At 65.8% G+C, this 14,976-nt stretch carries 14 protein-coding genes; 4 read left to right on the forward strand and 10 right to left on the reverse strand.

From position 1 onward, the window contains the following. Nucleotides 1-22: 22 nt before the first annotated feature. The 5 genes from ABE522_RS08825 to ABE522_RS08845 form a co-directional block, all read right to left on the reverse strand. The gene (locus ABE522_RS08825; RefSeq protein WP_346591374.1) at nucleotides 23-367 is read right to left on the reverse strand and encodes a hypothetical protein; all 345 of its coding nucleotides are present in this window, start codon (nucleotides 365-367) and stop codon (nucleotides 23-25) included. Nucleotides 368-951: 584 nt separating this feature from the next. Then, nucleotides 952-1,254 carry a hypothetical protein gene (locus ABE522_RS08830; RefSeq protein WP_346591375.1) on the reverse strand — a complete coding sequence of 101 codons (303 nt, stop codon included), beginning with the start codon at nucleotides 1,252-1,254 and terminating at the stop codon, nucleotides 952-954. Nucleotides 1,255-1,465: 211 nt separating this feature from the next. Then, nucleotides 1,466-1,939: a hypothetical protein gene (locus ABE522_RS08835; RefSeq protein WP_346591376.1), complete on the reverse strand. Its 474-nt coding sequence runs from the start codon at nucleotides 1,937-1,939 to the stop codon at nucleotides 1,466-1,468. A gap of 68 nt (nucleotides 1,940-2,007) precedes the next feature. Next, on the reverse strand, nucleotides 2,008-2,565 hold the full coding sequence (locus tag ABE522_RS08840) for a hypothetical protein (protein WP_346591377.1): 558 nt from the start codon (nucleotides 2,563-2,565) through the stop codon (nucleotides 2,008-2,010). Nucleotides 2,566-3,087: 522 nt separating this feature from the next. Next, the gene (locus ABE522_RS08845) at nucleotides 3,088-5,778 is read right to left on the reverse strand and encodes a UvrD-helicase domain-containing protein (protein ID WP_346591378.1); all 2,691 of its coding nucleotides are present in this window, start codon (nucleotides 5,776-5,778) and stop codon (nucleotides 3,088-3,090) included. Nucleotides 5,779-6,414: 636 nt separating this feature from the next. Between ABE522_RS08845 and ABE522_RS08850 the strand changes: the two genes are divergently transcribed. From ABE522_RS08850 to ABE522_RS08860, 3 genes are all read left to right on the forward strand, one after another. Beyond that, on the forward strand, nucleotides 6,415-7,227 hold the full coding sequence (locus ABE522_RS08850; protein WP_346591379.1) for an alpha/beta fold hydrolase: 813 nt from the start codon (nucleotides 6,415-6,417) through the stop codon (nucleotides 7,225-7,227). Between the two features lie 74 nt (nucleotides 7,228-7,301). Next, on the forward strand, nucleotides 7,302-7,466 hold the full coding sequence (locus ABE522_RS08855) for a hypothetical protein (RefSeq protein WP_346591380.1): 165 nt from the start codon (nucleotides 7,302-7,304) through the stop codon (nucleotides 7,464-7,466). A 47-nt stretch (nucleotides 7,467-7,513) separates the two neighbouring features. After that, nucleotides 7,514-8,482 carry a polysaccharide deacetylase family protein gene (locus tag ABE522_RS08860; protein WP_346591381.1) on the forward strand — a complete coding sequence of 323 codons (969 nt, stop codon included), beginning with the start codon at nucleotides 7,514-7,516 and terminating at the stop codon, nucleotides 8,480-8,482. Nucleotides 8,483-8,820: 338 nt separating this feature from the next. Here the strand turns inward: ABE522_RS08860 and ABE522_RS08865 are convergent, their stop codons facing one another. The 5 genes from ABE522_RS08865 to ABE522_RS08885 form a co-directional block, all read right to left on the reverse strand. Beyond that, nucleotides 8,821-9,666: a class I SAM-dependent methyltransferase gene (locus tag ABE522_RS08865; protein WP_346591382.1), complete on the reverse strand. Its 846-nt coding sequence runs from the start codon at nucleotides 9,664-9,666 to the stop codon at nucleotides 8,821-8,823. Between the two features lie 72 nt (nucleotides 9,667-9,738). After that, nucleotides 9,739-10,026, reverse strand: a complete 288-nt coding sequence (locus tag ABE522_RS08870; protein WP_346591383.1) for a hypothetical protein — start codon at nucleotides 10,024-10,026, stop codon at nucleotides 9,739-9,741. Between the two features lie 57 nt (nucleotides 10,027-10,083). Continuing rightward, entirely contained in the window at nucleotides 10,084-10,461 is a 378-nt protein-coding gene (locus ABE522_RS08875) for a MerC domain-containing protein (RefSeq protein WP_346591384.1), read from the reverse strand. Between the two features lie 59 nt (nucleotides 10,462-10,520). Then, complete coding sequence (locus ABE522_RS08880; RefSeq protein ID WP_346591385.1) at nucleotides 10,521-12,125, reverse strand: ATP-binding cassette domain-containing protein; 1,605 nt, start codon at nucleotides 12,123-12,125, stop codon at nucleotides 10,521-10,523. 156 nt (nucleotides 12,126-12,281) lie between these two features. After that, complete coding sequence (locus ABE522_RS08885; RefSeq protein WP_346591386.1) at nucleotides 12,282-13,883, reverse strand: EAL domain-containing protein; 1,602 nt, start codon at nucleotides 13,881-13,883, stop codon at nucleotides 12,282-12,284. 242 nt (nucleotides 13,884-14,125) lie between these two features. On the opposite strand from ABE522_RS08885, the gene ABE522_RS08890 reads away from it, so the two are divergent. Next, a complete protein-coding gene (locus ABE522_RS08890; RefSeq protein ID WP_346591397.1) occupies nucleotides 14,126-14,896 on the forward strand; it encodes a lytic transglycosylase domain-containing protein in 771 nt (256 codons plus the stop codon). The last annotated feature ends 80 nt before the right edge of the window (nucleotides 14,897-14,976 follow it).

Below are 14,976 nucleotides of genomic sequence, written 5' to 3' on the forward strand. Positions count from 1 at the left end.
AGGCTCCTTCCTGGGGCTGCAATTAGATATCGATACGGCCGCTGGCACGGCACGCAATCTCGGCTCCTGCCGATGCCTGGATCAGGATGACGGTTTGGCAGCCTGAAACAAAGACATCACTTGAATTGTCGATGTCAAGGAGCTGGCAGGCGCGCTGATACTCAAATGAAGTGCTTTTTTGATGGAACACGGATACGTCAAGAATGATGTTCTGTAGAGAGAAGCCGTCTACGTATAGGTCGATAAGATTCATCAGCATGAGGTCAGCACTCGGCTGGCCTTCGGCGTCGGTCAGGCTCACTGCCAGCGTGCTACTTGATTCGTTCAAGCGCAGCCCGGTGATGCGGCAATCGTGCAGGTCACGCATTGGCTTTCTCCAACCCGGTTTTCACGGGCAGTCCAGGTCCACGCACTCCGTAGACCCACGGACGCGCATCTGGCGAGCTCTGGCCACCGTTGCTGCCTCCATTGCTCTCAAGGGTGGAATCCTCCATCCGCGTCGTAGAGTCTCGATTCGCCAAGGCGAGGGTAATGCATAAGCCGTAGATCATTTCCTCCGGCCCCCGACCTCTTTCCACTTCTCGCCAAAAAGATAGAGGCACTGAAAGCCGTAAAGATCAATCAGCCTCATCCCTGCAATGAGTGCCGCCGTTGAGAGCATCTCAACGACATCCCCCCGGATGTCGGGCATGAACACGTAGCCATACGCAAAAGGGAACGCGCCACATAGAGCCACGTATGTCAGTGCGTAGGAAGTCAACGCACGCCGACTGGTCGTATTCGCGACCGCGATGGACAATGGGATGACGAATGTGAAGGGTAAAAGCATGATTACCAGGATGTGCATCTTTAGTGTCGCTCGCAGCCAGAGAAGTCTGAGGTCCGGCAAGCTCGCTTCAGCCTCATTCGTTTCGCACCTGTGAGCGGTTCGCCATCGGTATGTGCGCCGCCCTACTCGAAGACACGCCTGTACCAGTATCCCCGCCTGTCGCGGAGGAACTTGAACTCAGGTACCTCTGAAAAAACGCTTAGTTGCTTCATGTCTACCCCGTACCTGTAGAACAAGGCGAGAAGTTCACGCAGATCATACTCATTCATGGCCGCAGGACTCACCACAATATCAAGGTATCTGCCGCTCCCACCTATCGAATGAACAAAGGTCATGGCTTTCAGCCAAGTAAAAAACGCTGACTCGTCGCCTGGAGAATAAAATACGGTTGCCTCAGCTGTCAGTGTGATCTTTTCGTCTTTCATCTTGTTCTTTCATCGGGAAAGATATTCACGTGCCCTTGGGGGCAGGGGGGGGTCTTACCTCACTATAGGTCAGGAGGAGGTTGTCTCTTTTCACGCCGGCCGCGAAAACCAAGATCTGAATGCACGCGCATGTGCCCTTAGTTTCATTTGGCTCACGAAGAACAGCATGAGTCCAAGGACCATTGCACTGAGATCGCCATTGATCGACGAGTCAATCTGCTTGCACATCTCCAGGACGGCCTCTCTGTCTGCGTGCTCCACGCAGGTCCGAAGCCCGCTGTACGTCCATCATTTGGGAGTCTGCAACCTGGACCACTGCTCTCCTCCTCAAGCTCCACAGTTTGCCCAGCTCGGTCAGGACGAGCGCCGCGACCATGACGTGGACAGAGCCTGTCGTGGAGTCCAGGTAACCAAGGAGCGGCACAGAAGGAATGACCAGTGCGATCCGGAACGGTGCCTGTGCCATAGCCAGGTAGCGCCCTGCAGGTCGGTTGCACGCAAGCAGATAGCCTGTTGCCAACAACGAAAGGAGCACCACAGCGTGGATGCATGAGACGACCAGCGGTAGCGAACTGCCGTACTGCTGGGAGGTCGTGAGCGCATCTACAACGTCATCCCAGAGCGGGATCCTGCCGTTCACCACGCCGACCACCATGAGCAGCACAACGGCGACGAGATCCAGCACGCCCCACGCACGTGTCCAGAGCGTTGCTCGGTCGCTGCGCTTCGTAGGCGCGATTACGTAAGACATCCTCAGACGCCCCCGCTCGCAAGGAAAAGGATGAACAGGAGAAGCATCGACTGCAGCGCACAGGAGAGGATGGCAAGAAGTGCGGGAATCCGCCTGGGCGCAAATGCGGATAACAGGTTCAACCCGAAAAAGAGAGCCGGCGCCACGACGCGGAATTCGAAGTCGGTGAGGTACGGATAGGGGAAGGACTTTACGGCATCTGGATAGTTGTGCTCGGGTACGCTGAAGAAGCCGATCGTTCCCATGATCAGCATTCCCAGCCATGCAAGCGTCAACAGGAAGAATGCAAGCCTTCTGCGCCCGCCTGCACTGAGGCGAGGCGAGCTCACGTCAACGCATTCCTCTTTCCAGTTCCATTTCTTCAACTTCAACAGCAGTCCGGGAGCATCTGCCGAAAGGAGGAGCAGCAGGAACCCGAACATCATCCAGTACAGATTCGCTTCGATGGATTCCGGCAAGCTGTCGCAGCTCGATACGCCTTCACCTGACGCGGCGAATTCGTAGCACTGCCGCAATAAACGGTATTCCCCTGCCGCGGACAGCTTTCCGTGGATGAGCATGCCTACTCCACAGGCAGATAGTGTGCGGGTCAGAGCCGACCGCATCGCGTGTCCTCAGGAAGTGAGTGGCACGAAGCAGATTGTGTGCCCGAGCAGGGCCTACCGAGCGGCGACCGCTCTCTCGCCGCGTCCCTGCATTGCATGCCGCCGGATTCTATTCTTCTCATCCCCTGAGTGGTTACGCATCGCGCGTACTGCGTGTTCCCTGCGCTGTTAATTTCCTGAATACTATGTGAACTTCCGGCGAAATCCAACCCGACGTCAGTTTGTCTGGCTTCGAAGGTCGTGCGCAGCGTCAAAAGCGACATATGGAGCGGGCGCGCTCGCGCATGAGCGAAACCTGCCAAGCACTTCCGGCTCTGATTTCAGGCCTCAGTTGTCCGCTTGATACCGGTAGGCGAGAGCTACACGGCTGTGCCGAGCCGACTTCAGTCGGCTCGGCTGTTAACGTGCGGACCCTGGTCTGCCCCTGTCACGCATGACGGCCAGCGGCCGTCACTACCGTTCCCGGGCGAGGTGCTGCTACGCGGTCAGCCGCGGCTTGTGCTCGCAGCGCGGGTACCCGGAGCACGAGTGGAAGTCACCGTACTTCCCGGTCTTCTTCACGATGACGCCGGTACCGCACGCGGGGCACCGCTGTTCCTTCACCGGCGTTCCGTCCAGCGTGGTTACCTGCAGCGCGCCGTCCCGTTCCAGCTCATCCAGGAATGCCGAGCGCTTGCCGGAAACAGTGAACATCGCCACCGAGCGCCGTGCCCGCGTCAACGCCACATAGAACAGCCGCCGTTCTTCGCCCAACGGATACGTGTCCCCACTGGGCATCGCCAGCGACAGCACGTCGTCGTCCGCGCGCAGGTTGGGGAAGGCGCGGTCCAGCAGCGCCGGCAGGATCACCACGTCCGCTTCCATGCCTTTGCTGCGATGGGCGGTAAGGAAGCTGACCTCCAGCGTCGCGCCGAAGCGTGAGCGCCAGTTGCCGGGCAGGTAGGCGCGGTCGGCGTTGTAGCGGCCCAGCACGAACACGCTCAGCTTGCCGTCGCGGCCCGCTGGCATCGCACCGCTCAGGCACGCTTCGTGCAGCTGCTGCAGGTACTGGCCCACGGCATCGCTGAGCTGATCACGCGCGGCAACCTGGAACGCCCGCAGCACCGGCCCATGACTCGGCGTGCTTGACCATACGTGCTTGCGGATCTGCGCCGGGTTGGCGGTGATGAAACGGCTGGATACATCGCACAGGGCCTGCGGGCAGCGGAAGGTCTGCTCCAGCCGCAGCACCTGCCCGTGGCCGAACCACTCGCTGAAGCGGGTCATCACCGAGACGTCGGCACCGGCGAAGCGGTTGATCGACTGCCAGTCATCGCCCACCGCGAAGAAGTACGTGCCCGGCTGCTGCACCAAGGCACGGCACAGGCGTGCCCGGGCGCGCGATGCATCCTGGAATTCGTCCGCCATCACCAGCGTATACGGCGATGCATGGCGGCCTTGTTCCAGGTGCTCCGCGGCCTGGTTGAGCATGTCCTCGAAATCAATGGCGTGCTCTGCATCCAGCGCATCGTCCCACGCCTGCAGCACCGGTCCGGCGATCTCCAGGAAGCGACGGTAGCGCTCCTTGAACTGGTCGTCGGGCATTTCGCGCAGTCGCGCGGCCATGTCGTCCAGGCCGAGGCAGTTGCTCTTGGCATGGCTGATGAAGGTGCGCATCAGGCCGATCAGCTCGGCGTCGGGCATCGGCTTCTGGCCGTCATCCGGTATGTCGCGGTCCGGGTTGGGATCGACCGTCACGCCCCCTGTGGCCAGTGCAAGCCCCAGATCGTCGAAGGCCCAGCCCATGCGCAGGTCGTGCGAGCTGGTGTCCAGATGAGGGCCTTCTGTGTGCGGCAGCGGATCGGTGTCCGCGCCGCCATGCCGGTGATGCAGCCCGGCGTCCGGGTAATAGAACTGCGTGGGCTGTGCGTGGAAGGCATCCTCGCCTGCGTCGAAGCGCTGGCTGCGGTCGTACGCATAACGCACGCCGTTGTAGAACAGCCAGTCGGCCAGGATGCGGTCTTCCACGCTGCGCACGCGCTCGCCCTGCAGGGTGCGCACGTAGCCGCTGCCGTCCTTGTCCCAGCCGTCGGCATCCATCGCACCGCCCTGCGCCGGCAGGTCGCGGCCGAACACCAGCCGGAACATGTCCCAGCGCGTGCGGAAGGCGTGCGAACGGTCCTTCAGCTGGTCGATGAGGTCGGCCAGCCGATGGAAGCCGAGCGTGGCATCCACCGCCCAGTCGGGCACCTCCGGCCGGCGCCCGGTGACGCTGGCGATGATCGCCAGGCCGAGCGCGTGGAAGGTGCGCGCCTGCACCACGCTGTCGCCCATGCCGAGGCGGGCGAACGCGCGATCAGTGCGTTGCTGCAGTTCGCCGGCGGCTTCCTTGTTGAAGGCCAGCATGACGATCTGGCGGGGCTCGGCGTAACCGCGCTGGATGGCATAGGCGGCCTTGGCCACCATGGTGGAGGTCTTGCCGGAACCGGCGGCGGCCACGACCTGCACGCGGTTGTCGAAGCAGATCACCGCGTGCGCCTGTTCGTCGGTGAGCGGGCGACTTTCCACGCCGTCCAGCAGGGCGCGCGATGCGATGCGTTCGGTGGCGAGGATCTGCGCGTTGACGGCTTCGCAGGCGGCGCTCCAGTCCTGCTCCCACAGCTCCAGTTCGATCAACGCCGATTCGCGTTCTTCGTCGTCCAGCGGCAGGTCGGCATCATGGAACAGGGCGTGGAGTTCCGCGGATGACAGGCCCATGGCGGGGCGCACATCCAGCAGCGCTTGCTGGTCGTCGTGGCCGATCCAGCGCCGTTGTGCGCGGCGTTCGGTCAGCAGTTCTTCTGCCTCACCGTTCCACTGGCGCATCAGGTCGAGGATATGCAGGAAGGCCGGACCACGCTCGCGCTGGTCCTGTGCCTGTTCGGCCGTGTCCAGGGCCTTGGTGAAGGTGCTGGCGTCGGTGTGGGAGAGGCCGTCCAGGGTGATCGTCGGGCCTTCGCGGCGCTGTATTACTACGCTGGCCCATAGCAGGCCGCGCTTCACGGTTACGCGCGCATCGAAACCGAGGGTAAGCCGGTGGATGGCATCGCCGAGGTGGATCACTACGTCCTCGCCGTCCAGGTGCAGTTCCCATGCGGCAGAGCGGGGCAGGGCGAGGGCCAGGCGCGAAGGTGTCCAGTGCTGCGTCATGCGTACTGCGGTCCTGCGGGATCGGTGTTTCAACGGTGGCGTCATGATAGGACAGCGTGGGGATGCGCGCGCGACGGACACCGGATCGGTAGCGCCGAGCCATGCTCGGCGGGATGCCTGCACCGCGCGGTGCGCTCGCCGACCATGGGTCGGCGCTACCAGAGCGGATTCGCCCGGTGCAGAAAATTCGGCGGCAATGTTCGTCCCGTGCGGGTTTTTGGGCGGGGACGGCGGATCGGTAGCGCCGAGCCATGCTCGGCGGGATGCCGGCACCGCGCGGTGCGCTCGCCGACCATGGGTCGGCGCTACCAAGGCAGGTTCGTGCGATGCGCAGGCGATCACGCGGCAGGTTCGCGGGGTGCAGGTGGTTCGGCGGGGAACGTGGACGGCGGATCGGTAGCGCCGAGCCATGCTCGGCGGGATGCCTGCACCTCGCGGTGCGTTCGCCGACCATGGGTCGGCGCTACCAAGGCAGGTTCGCGCGATGTGCAGGCGATCACGCGGCGGGTTCGCCCGGTGCAGGCGATGCAGCCCCGCCCCGTGCAGGCCATGTCACGACGCCGCCACGATCTTTCACGACGGCCCAAGCCCCGCCCCCTTAGCGTGGGGGACTTGTTCCCCTTGCATGGAGTTGCCATGACTGCTTCCCGCGTCCGCCTGCACGTTGAAGACTCCGGTGGGACAGGCCGTCCGGTCGTCCTGATCCATGGTTGGCCGCTGTCGGCTGATTCCTGGAAGGCCCAGGTGCCCGTGCTGCGCGATGCCGGGTACCGGGTGATCGCCTATGATCGGCGCGGCTTCGGGCGTTCGGACAAGCCGGCCGAAGGCTATGACTACGACACGCTGGCGGCCGACCTGGCCGGCCTCATCGAAGACCTGGACCTGAAGGATGTATCACTGGTCGGCTTCTCGATGGGCGGTGGCGAAGTGGCGCGCTACATCGCCAACCACGGCCAGGACTGCCTGCACAGCGTGGTGTTCGCCGCGGCGGTGCCGCCGTATCTGCTCAAGGGCAGCGACAATCCGGAAGGGCCGTTGAGCAAGGAAGCCGCCGATGAAATGGCCGGCGCGTTGGCCAAGGACCGTGAGGCCTTCTTCGACGACTTCACCAGGAAGTTCTTCAGTGCGGACGGCAAGCTGAAGGTCACTGAAGCACAGCGACTTGAAGCGGTGGCGCTGGCCCACCAGTCCGACCAGGTCGCGGCACTGGGCTGCCAGAAGGCGTTCGGCACCACTGACTTCCGCGAGGACCTGAAGAAGGTCACCGTGCCCACCCTGATCATCCATGGCGACAGCGATGGCACGGTGCCGTACGAAGGCTCCGGCAAGCGTACCCACCAGGCCATCCCGCGCAGCGAAGTGGTGGTGCTGGAAGATGCGCCGCACGGCTGCAATACCAGCCACGCCGATGATTTCAACCTGGCCCTGCTGAACTTCCTCAAGAAGTAAGCGTTGCCACTTGCCTGCAACGACGCCCGGCCGCCACGCCGGGCGTCATTGCGTCCACGCCACGGGAACCTGTCATGCGCAAGTCGACCACGCCGCCCTGGAAGAAGCTCAATCCCAAGGGGCAGGCATCGCGCCCGCTGACGGACGCGCAGAAGGCCGCCGCACGGCAGCGGGCGGAGGAGAACGGGCGACCGTACCCGAACCTGGTGGACAACATGTGGGCGGCCAAACAGCGGTAGAGTCAGGGGCTGCCCGACTGCCCGCCCACCGTGGCCCGATGACCTCCATGACATCCCGTTTTTTTGCGTTGCTGTTGCTTGCCATCGCAGGCGTAGGCCACGCGACCGAGATCGACCGCCGTATCGCGGTTACCATCGATGACCTGCCGTGGGCGCGACTGGACGAGATCCAGCCGCCGGACCTGCAGGCACGCCATCAGGCGTTGCTGGACCAGTTGAAGCAGGCGAACGTGCCGGTGGTCGGCTTCGTCAACGAGAACAAATTGGAAGTGGGCGGCGTGGTGCAGCTGCAGCGCGTGCAGATGCTGCGCGACTGGCTGGATGCGGGCTATCAACTGGGCAACCACACGTGGTCGCACATGGATCTGAACGCGGAAGGCGTAGAGGCGTTCCAGCAGGATTTCCTGCGCGGTGAGCGGGTGCTGCGCCCGCTGCTGGCCGAGCGTGGACAGGTGCCGGTGTGGATGCGCCACCCGTACCTGCGCGCCGGCCGCACGGCGCAAGACCGTGCCCGCATGGACGTGTTCTTCGCCGGGCACGGCTACCGCATCGCGCCGGTCACGGTGGACAACGGGGAGTGGGTATGGGCCTTCGCCTATGCCAACGTGCTCAACGAACAGGCCGATACACCCGCGCGCGAGGCCGTGCTGCGGCAGCTGCGGCGAGGCTACGTGCCGTACATGTTGAACAAGCTGGATTACTACGAAGCGCAGTCGGTGACGCTGCTTGGCTATGCGCTGCCACAGGTGTGGTTGATGCATGCCAACGAACTCAATGCGGCGACCTTAGCCGAGCTGGTGGCGGCGACACAACGGCGTGGGTACCGCTTCGTCACCCTGGACGAGGCGATGCAGGACCCCGCCTATGCGCGCGGGACAACCGGCTATGACGGCCGCTACGGGCCGAGCTGGCTGCACCGCTGGGCATTGGCGGAGAAGCGCCCGAAGACGTTCTATGCAGGTGAGCCGGAAGTACCGGCGTGGGTGAAGAAGTGGGCGAAGGTGGATTACGAATAGCCGCGGCGGTGGGAGGCACGGCTTGTAGCGCCGAGCCACGCTCGGCGAGCGCGGCGCGCGGCATGTATCAGACATCACGTTGTCGGAACAAAGAGCCGCCGAGCATGGCTCGGCGCTACCGCGGCAGTCCGTGCGGTTTCGTACGCGATGTAAGGCGGTGGCAGCAACGTGCGGCGTGGGTCGAGCAAGCTCGACCGCTACAACGGCGTGCGTTGCGCACGCTTTGGTAGCGCCGAGCCACGCTCGGCGAGCGCGAAGCGCGGCATGTGTCAGACACCGCGTTGCCGGAACGCAGAGCCGCCGAGCATGGCTCGGCGCTACCAGGGGCAGCAACAGGGTCAGCCGCGATAGGTCGCCAGCACGCCATCCAGCGCCAGCTCGGCCTTGAAACCGGCCTTTTCCAGCCGCTTGGCGACTTCGCGCGGCACATCGCGGCCACTGGTCAGCTTGTTCGGGGCGCCGGTGTAATGGAACAGCCTGCCATTGCTGCGGATCACCCGTGCAAGCTGGTCGTAGAACACCTGCGAATACAGTTCACCGGCGATGCCGAAGCGCGGCGGGTCATGCAGGATGGCGTCCACGCTGTTGCCGGGCAGCGCAGCGATCTCTTCGGATACATCGCCCTGCGCCAATTGCAGGCGGCCACCGGCACTGGGCGCGTCCGGATCCGGTGACCATGGGTTGAGCGTGCGCAGCCACAGTACGTCCGGGTTCTTTTCGAACGAACGGATCTGCGCGACGCCCGCATCCAGGCAGCAGGCAGCGAAGTAACCCAGTCCGCCGCAGGTATCGAGTACGGTCTTGCCCGCCGGGGCGATCAGTTCCACTTTGCGGCGCGCATCGTCGAATGGCGACAGCTTGGCGCTGGGCAGCATCTTGATGCCGTCGATTTCGAAGGTCGGCGCGCCCCATTCGGTGGGCACCAGCTTGATCAGCGATGCGCTGAAGCGCGAGATCGGCAGGAACTCCTCGCCATCCCAGTAGTACAGCGTGCGGTCCTTCACCTTGCCCGGCCACGGATAGGATTGGCCACGGAAAACGAAGCCATCGGCAGACAGGCCGACGGCTTCTTCGCTGCGTCCCAGGTCCAGCGAACCGGCCCAGCTGGGCGCGCCGGCAGCGGCCGCGCGCTGCAGGGCAGTGGCGGTTTCGCGGGTCAACAGGGGGCCGGAATAATGGGGCACGGGAGCGGTCGCGTGGCAATCAGGGGCCGCTAGTGTAGGACGCAGCGGGTGATCGCGTTACCGGGGCCGGGCTCAGTGCAGGATCATCGACAGCAGGAACAGCGCCAGCGGCACCGCGGAAAAGGCGGCACCGGCCAGTGCCAGCCACGGCCAGCGCTCATCGCGCACGCGCGAGGCGAGCACCGCGCAGAACCCACACATGGCCGCGGCCAGCACGCCCACCGCGGTGGCGCTGTTGCCGCTGGCGCCCATCGCGCGCGCCGCCTGTTCGATCAGCACGCCGATCACCATACCCAGCCAGCTGCACAGCCCGAACCAGGGCACCACGCCGCGTTTGATCGCACTTCCTCTTGCTGACATCGCCTGCGCTCCGTTGCCTGCACGGCCGGATGGCCGCCGCCTACAGTAACCGCTTGCTCAGCACTGGCGGTGACGGCGGCGCGCGTTCCACAGGTGGGTGGCGGCGAGCAGCACGCTGCCGATCACCGTGACCACCGTTTCGCTGTCATGGCTGGGGAACGCCAGCGCACCCGCCAGCAGCAGCGCCAGGCCGGCCGCTGCGGCCAACCAGGCCGGCGCCGGCAGCGGGTGCTGGCGGTGGGCGCGCCACAGTGCGAAGCCGGTGACCGGCAGGGCGATGGCCACGAACACGGCATGCACCCACTCCGCTTCGGCCCAGGCGCCGAACAGCGGAAGCGCGGCGGCCAACAGTGGCAGGGCCAGGCAATGCAGCAGGCACAGGCTGGACAGGGCGACGGCGCTGGCGTCGAGCAGGGCGGCTTGGCTGGGTTTCATTGGACGTGGGGAGCAGCACTGGGATGTTACATAGTAACACTATGCAGACGGGCGCTCTTTCACCACGGTCGCAGGATCCAGTCGGTTTCGTTCATCTGCAGCACGTGGGTGGGTTGCATGGCCTGCAGCAGGGCAGGGTCGTGGCTTGCCATGACCAGCGTGCCGGTGAACTGGCCGAGCAGGGTTTCCAGTGCGTGCAGCGCGTCCAGGTCCAGCGCGTTGCCCGGTTCGTCCAGCAGCAGCAGGCCGGGGGCCGGATCGGCATACAGGGTGCACGCCATCGCCGCCTTCAGCCGTTCGCCGGCGCTCAGCGTGGCGCTGGGCCGTTCGATGCGCGCGGCGTCCAGCCCCAGCAGGGCCAGCCGGGTGCGCAGTTCGGCCACCGGCGCGGCCGGACAGGCATCCTGAAGTGCCGCCAGTGCGCTGCTGCCCGCGTGCAGCGTGGCCAGCGACTGGTCCAGCAGGGCCGCCGGTACGCCGATGTCACAGCTGCCGCCACGCGGCGCCAACTGACCGGCCAGCACCCGCAGCAGGGTCGATTTGCCGCTGCCGTTGTCGCCCACCACGGCCAGCCGCTGGCCGCGCTGCAGGATGAGGTCCAGCGGTGCGCGGCAGCCGTGCGGCAGCTGCATGCCCCGCAGGCGGACGACCCGCTGGCTGGCGTGTTGACTGGGCGGTGCGAAGGCCACCAGTTGCGTGCCGGGGGCGACTCCGGCGCTGGCGTCGCGCAGGCGGTCGGCACTGTCGGCAAGGCGCTGGGCCTGCAGCTGCGCATGCCGTCCGGCGCTGGCTTGTGCGCGCTGTTTCTGCAGGCCCAGCAGGATCGGTGCCTGGTTGGCATCACGCGCGCTGCGTGCACCGCGCGACTGCCGTTGCTGGGCGCGTTCGTGCAGTGCGCGCGCATGCCGTTGCTGCTGCCGGTGTTGCTGTCGTGCATGGTCCAGCTGCGCCTGCGCGGCGGCTTCGTGCACCGCCTTGGCGTGAACGTAGTCCGTGTAGCCACCGCCGAAACGCTGCAGCCCCTGCGCATCCAGTTCGACGATGCAGGCCATCTGCCCCAGCAGTTCACGGTCATGGCTGACCACCAGCAGCCCGCCACGCCAGCGCTGCAGTGCTTCGCGCAGCAGGGCTCGCCGCCGTGCGTCCAGGTGGTTGCTGGGTTCGTCCAGGATCAACCAGTCCGCGCCACTGGCCCATGCGCCGGACAGCGCCACCTGCATCGCCTGTCCGCCACTCAGCCGTGCGGCCGGATCCTCCGGCTGCAGGTCGGTGGGCAGCCCGCTGCGCTGCCACTGCAGCCGCAGTTGTTCGCGCAGGTCCCAGCGCTCGCCCACGCGGTTGAAGTCTTCGATGTCGACCTGCCCTGCGGCTATCCGGTCCACTGCATCCAGCACATCGCCGACTCCGGCCAGGTCGGCCACGCGGCCCTGCGGCAGGCCACTCAGGGCGGGCAGCAGGAACACCCGCCCGCCCCCATGGCAGCGACCGGAGGTGGGTAACTGCACGCCAGCCAGCAGCCGCGCGAGCACGCTCTTGCCCACCCCGTTGGCGCCTACCAGTCCGGTGGCGACGGGGTCGAAGGTGAAAGACAGATCGGTAAACAAGGCACGCCCATCAGGCAGGCGGCAGGTCACGCGTTCAAGCGTGAGGGGATGCGTGGTCATGCAGACCTCCAACAGATGCCATCGACTCCCCCTGCGTACAGGGGCGGGAGAAGAATCAGGCCGTCGACGAAGACGGCGGCATCAGTGGCGCATTGGCGTAAGCCTCCAAGTGGATACGCCGATTATAGGACGGCCGCATGAACCGTACGAAGACGGCTACGGTCCTGGCTGGCGCTGGGTGTTCTGCATGTCTTCGCGCGCTGCGCCGTACAGTTCCTGGCGGCGCTTGTGGAAGGCAATGAATTCTTCGCGTGGCAGCGCCTTGGCGAACAGCCAGCCCTGGCCGAATTCCACCTGCCGGCTATGCAGGTAGGCCAGCTGGTCTTCGGTTTCCACGCCTTCGGCCACCACGAACAAGCCCAGCGTCTTGGCCATGTCGATGATGTGGCCGGTGACCGGGCTGGTGGCGCTGTCGGTGCCGATCGCATCGATGAACGACTTGTCGATCTTCAGCGCGTCCAGCGGCAGCTGCTGCAGGTACTGCAGGTTGGAGTAGCCCACGCCGAAGTCATCGATGGCCACTGCGTGGCCGGAATGCCGCGCCGCGGAGATCACCGCCCGCGCCTTTTCGATGTCCATGAAGCCGCGTTCGGTGGCCTCCAGCCAGATCTGCTGGTTGGCGATGCCGGTGCCGGCCAGCTTGGCGGCGATCACCTTCAGCGCACGCCCGCTGATCATGTCTTCCGGTGCCAGGTTGATGGCGATGTGCGCGCTGCGGTCGCCGACCAGCAGGTCGCGCATGTCCACGATCACCCGTTCGATCACCTCATCGGTGATCGCCCCGACCAGCCCGCTGGCTTCGGCCAGCGGAATGAACAGGTCCGGCCGCACTTCGCTGCCATCGGCGCGACGCCAGCGCACCAGCGCTTCGGCGCCCACGCAGATGCCGGTTTCCAGCTCGATGATCGGCTGGTAGACCACGTACAGTTCGTTGCGGCGGATGGCGTGGGCCAGTTCGCCTTTCAGTGAATAACGCCGCCGCGACAGCACCACGCTGCCGGCCATCGCGGCGGCGCCGAACAGCAGGCTGATCGGCACCAGCACCCAGGCCTGCTGCAGGAATATCCCGCCCATTCCGGTGCGTGGGAGGGTCGCCACCGCCAGCCACGCTTCGCTGCGTGCGCTGGTGAACAGCAGGCTGCCGTCGTCGCCGGTGCGGGGGTCGCGCAGCAGCGACTGCAGCAGCGCCTGGTCGGGCAGTGCCTGCTGGGCGATCAGCCGCCCATCCGGGGTCGCGATGGCGATGCGGATGTCGCGCGCGCCGATCAGGTCGACGAAGTGATAAGGGTCCATCAACGCCTCGTAGTCGCCCAGCCGCATGGACAACATGCGTCGCCCGTAGGGTGCGCGTGGTTCCACGTCCAGCTGCAGGGTGGCGCCGTCTGCGGTGGTATGGTCGGGCTGGCCTGGCGCGGGCACGGCGACCGGACTGCCCCATGAGGTGCAGCGCACGCGGCCCTGCTGGAAATAGCTGATCTGGTCCAGCGACGAGGTGGTCACCACCCGGGTCTGCATCAATTGGATGTGTTCTGGGCTGCACGGCGCCAGCGGGCTGTGCCGCATGGCCTGCAGTGCGGAGAATGCCTGCAGGTAGGAACGGTCGGCGCGCTCCAGGGCGCGGTCGGCGGTTTCGCGCAGTTGGGCCTGCGCGGTGTTGGCAGCATGGTGCCAGCTGAGCCAGGTCATCATCGCCAACGGCAGCGCAGCGGCGAGCAGGCCCACCAGGGCCATCAGCAGCAACATGCGCGTGCGGTTCATCGACAGCTCCGTGTCCGAGGGGAGGCGCTCGGCCAGGTCCTGCCTGCAGCCCGCCTTGCCGCCCAGCGTAGCTGAACGCAGGGGCGGATGGGGGGGGCGGGCGGCGAAGGCGCCGGCAGCGTGGGCCGTGTGCCGCGCAGGGCAACGGCGCGAGTGGCCGGAAGCGTCAGGTGGCGTCTTCACCGGGGATTCCGCACCGCAGGACCACCATGCCGCCGACCTCCTTGCCGATGCTCCTGCCGATGCGCGTGCCTGCCTGCTTCTGTGTGCTGTTGCTGGCGCTGGCCTGCGGGCCGGCGCAGGCGCGTACGATCTACCGCTGCGTGCAGGGCAACACGGTCAGCATGGCGACCGCGCCGGAGCCGGGGTCGCGCTGCACGGCCAAAGAGATCGACGACACCGCCGTGCAGGCCCCCAACCTGTGGGGGAACATGGGGGTGTTCAGCGGCACCCTGTACGAACGCGAGCAGGACGGCAGGCTGGTCTACTCCACCCGCAACCTGCCCGGATCGCGGGTGTACCTGAAGTTCACCGTGGCCACGCCGCCTGGCGAGCCGGCGCATGCCGGGCTGGGACGCGTCGGCGCGGCACAGCTGGCACCGCATGCGAAACAGTTCAAGGCGGCGGCCAAGGCCACCGGCGTGGAAGATGCCTGGCTGCGGGCGATCGCCCATGCGGAGAGCGGTTTCGATGCGGCCGCGGTGTCGCCGAAGGGTGCGCAGGGGGTGATGCAGCTGATGCCGGACACCGCCAGCGACTACGGCGTGCAGGATCCGCTGTCGGCCGCGCAGTCGATCGATGGCGGCGCCCGCCACATGCGCGCGCTGCTGCGTCGCTACAAGGGCGATCACGTGCTGGCGGCGGCCGCCTACAACGCGGGCATTGGCGCGGTGGCCCGCTACAACGGCGTGCCGCCGTACGCCGAAACGCTGGCATACGTGGAAAAAGTGATGGCGTTGTACGCGCGTTACCGCGAGGCGATGGGCATCCGCAGCGAGGTGCCTGCGCGCTGAGCGTGCCACCGGGGCATGCTCCGTGGATGCGCGCGCCGGCATTGCCTTGGCACGCGTTGCGGCAACGGCTATCGTCCTGC

The sequence above is a fragment of the Stenotrophomonas lacuserhaii genome, assembly GCF_039674585.1.
In the GTDB taxonomy this organism is placed as follows: Bacteria; Pseudomonadota; Gammaproteobacteria; order Xanthomonadales; family Xanthomonadaceae; genus Stenotrophomonas; species Stenotrophomonas pennii_A.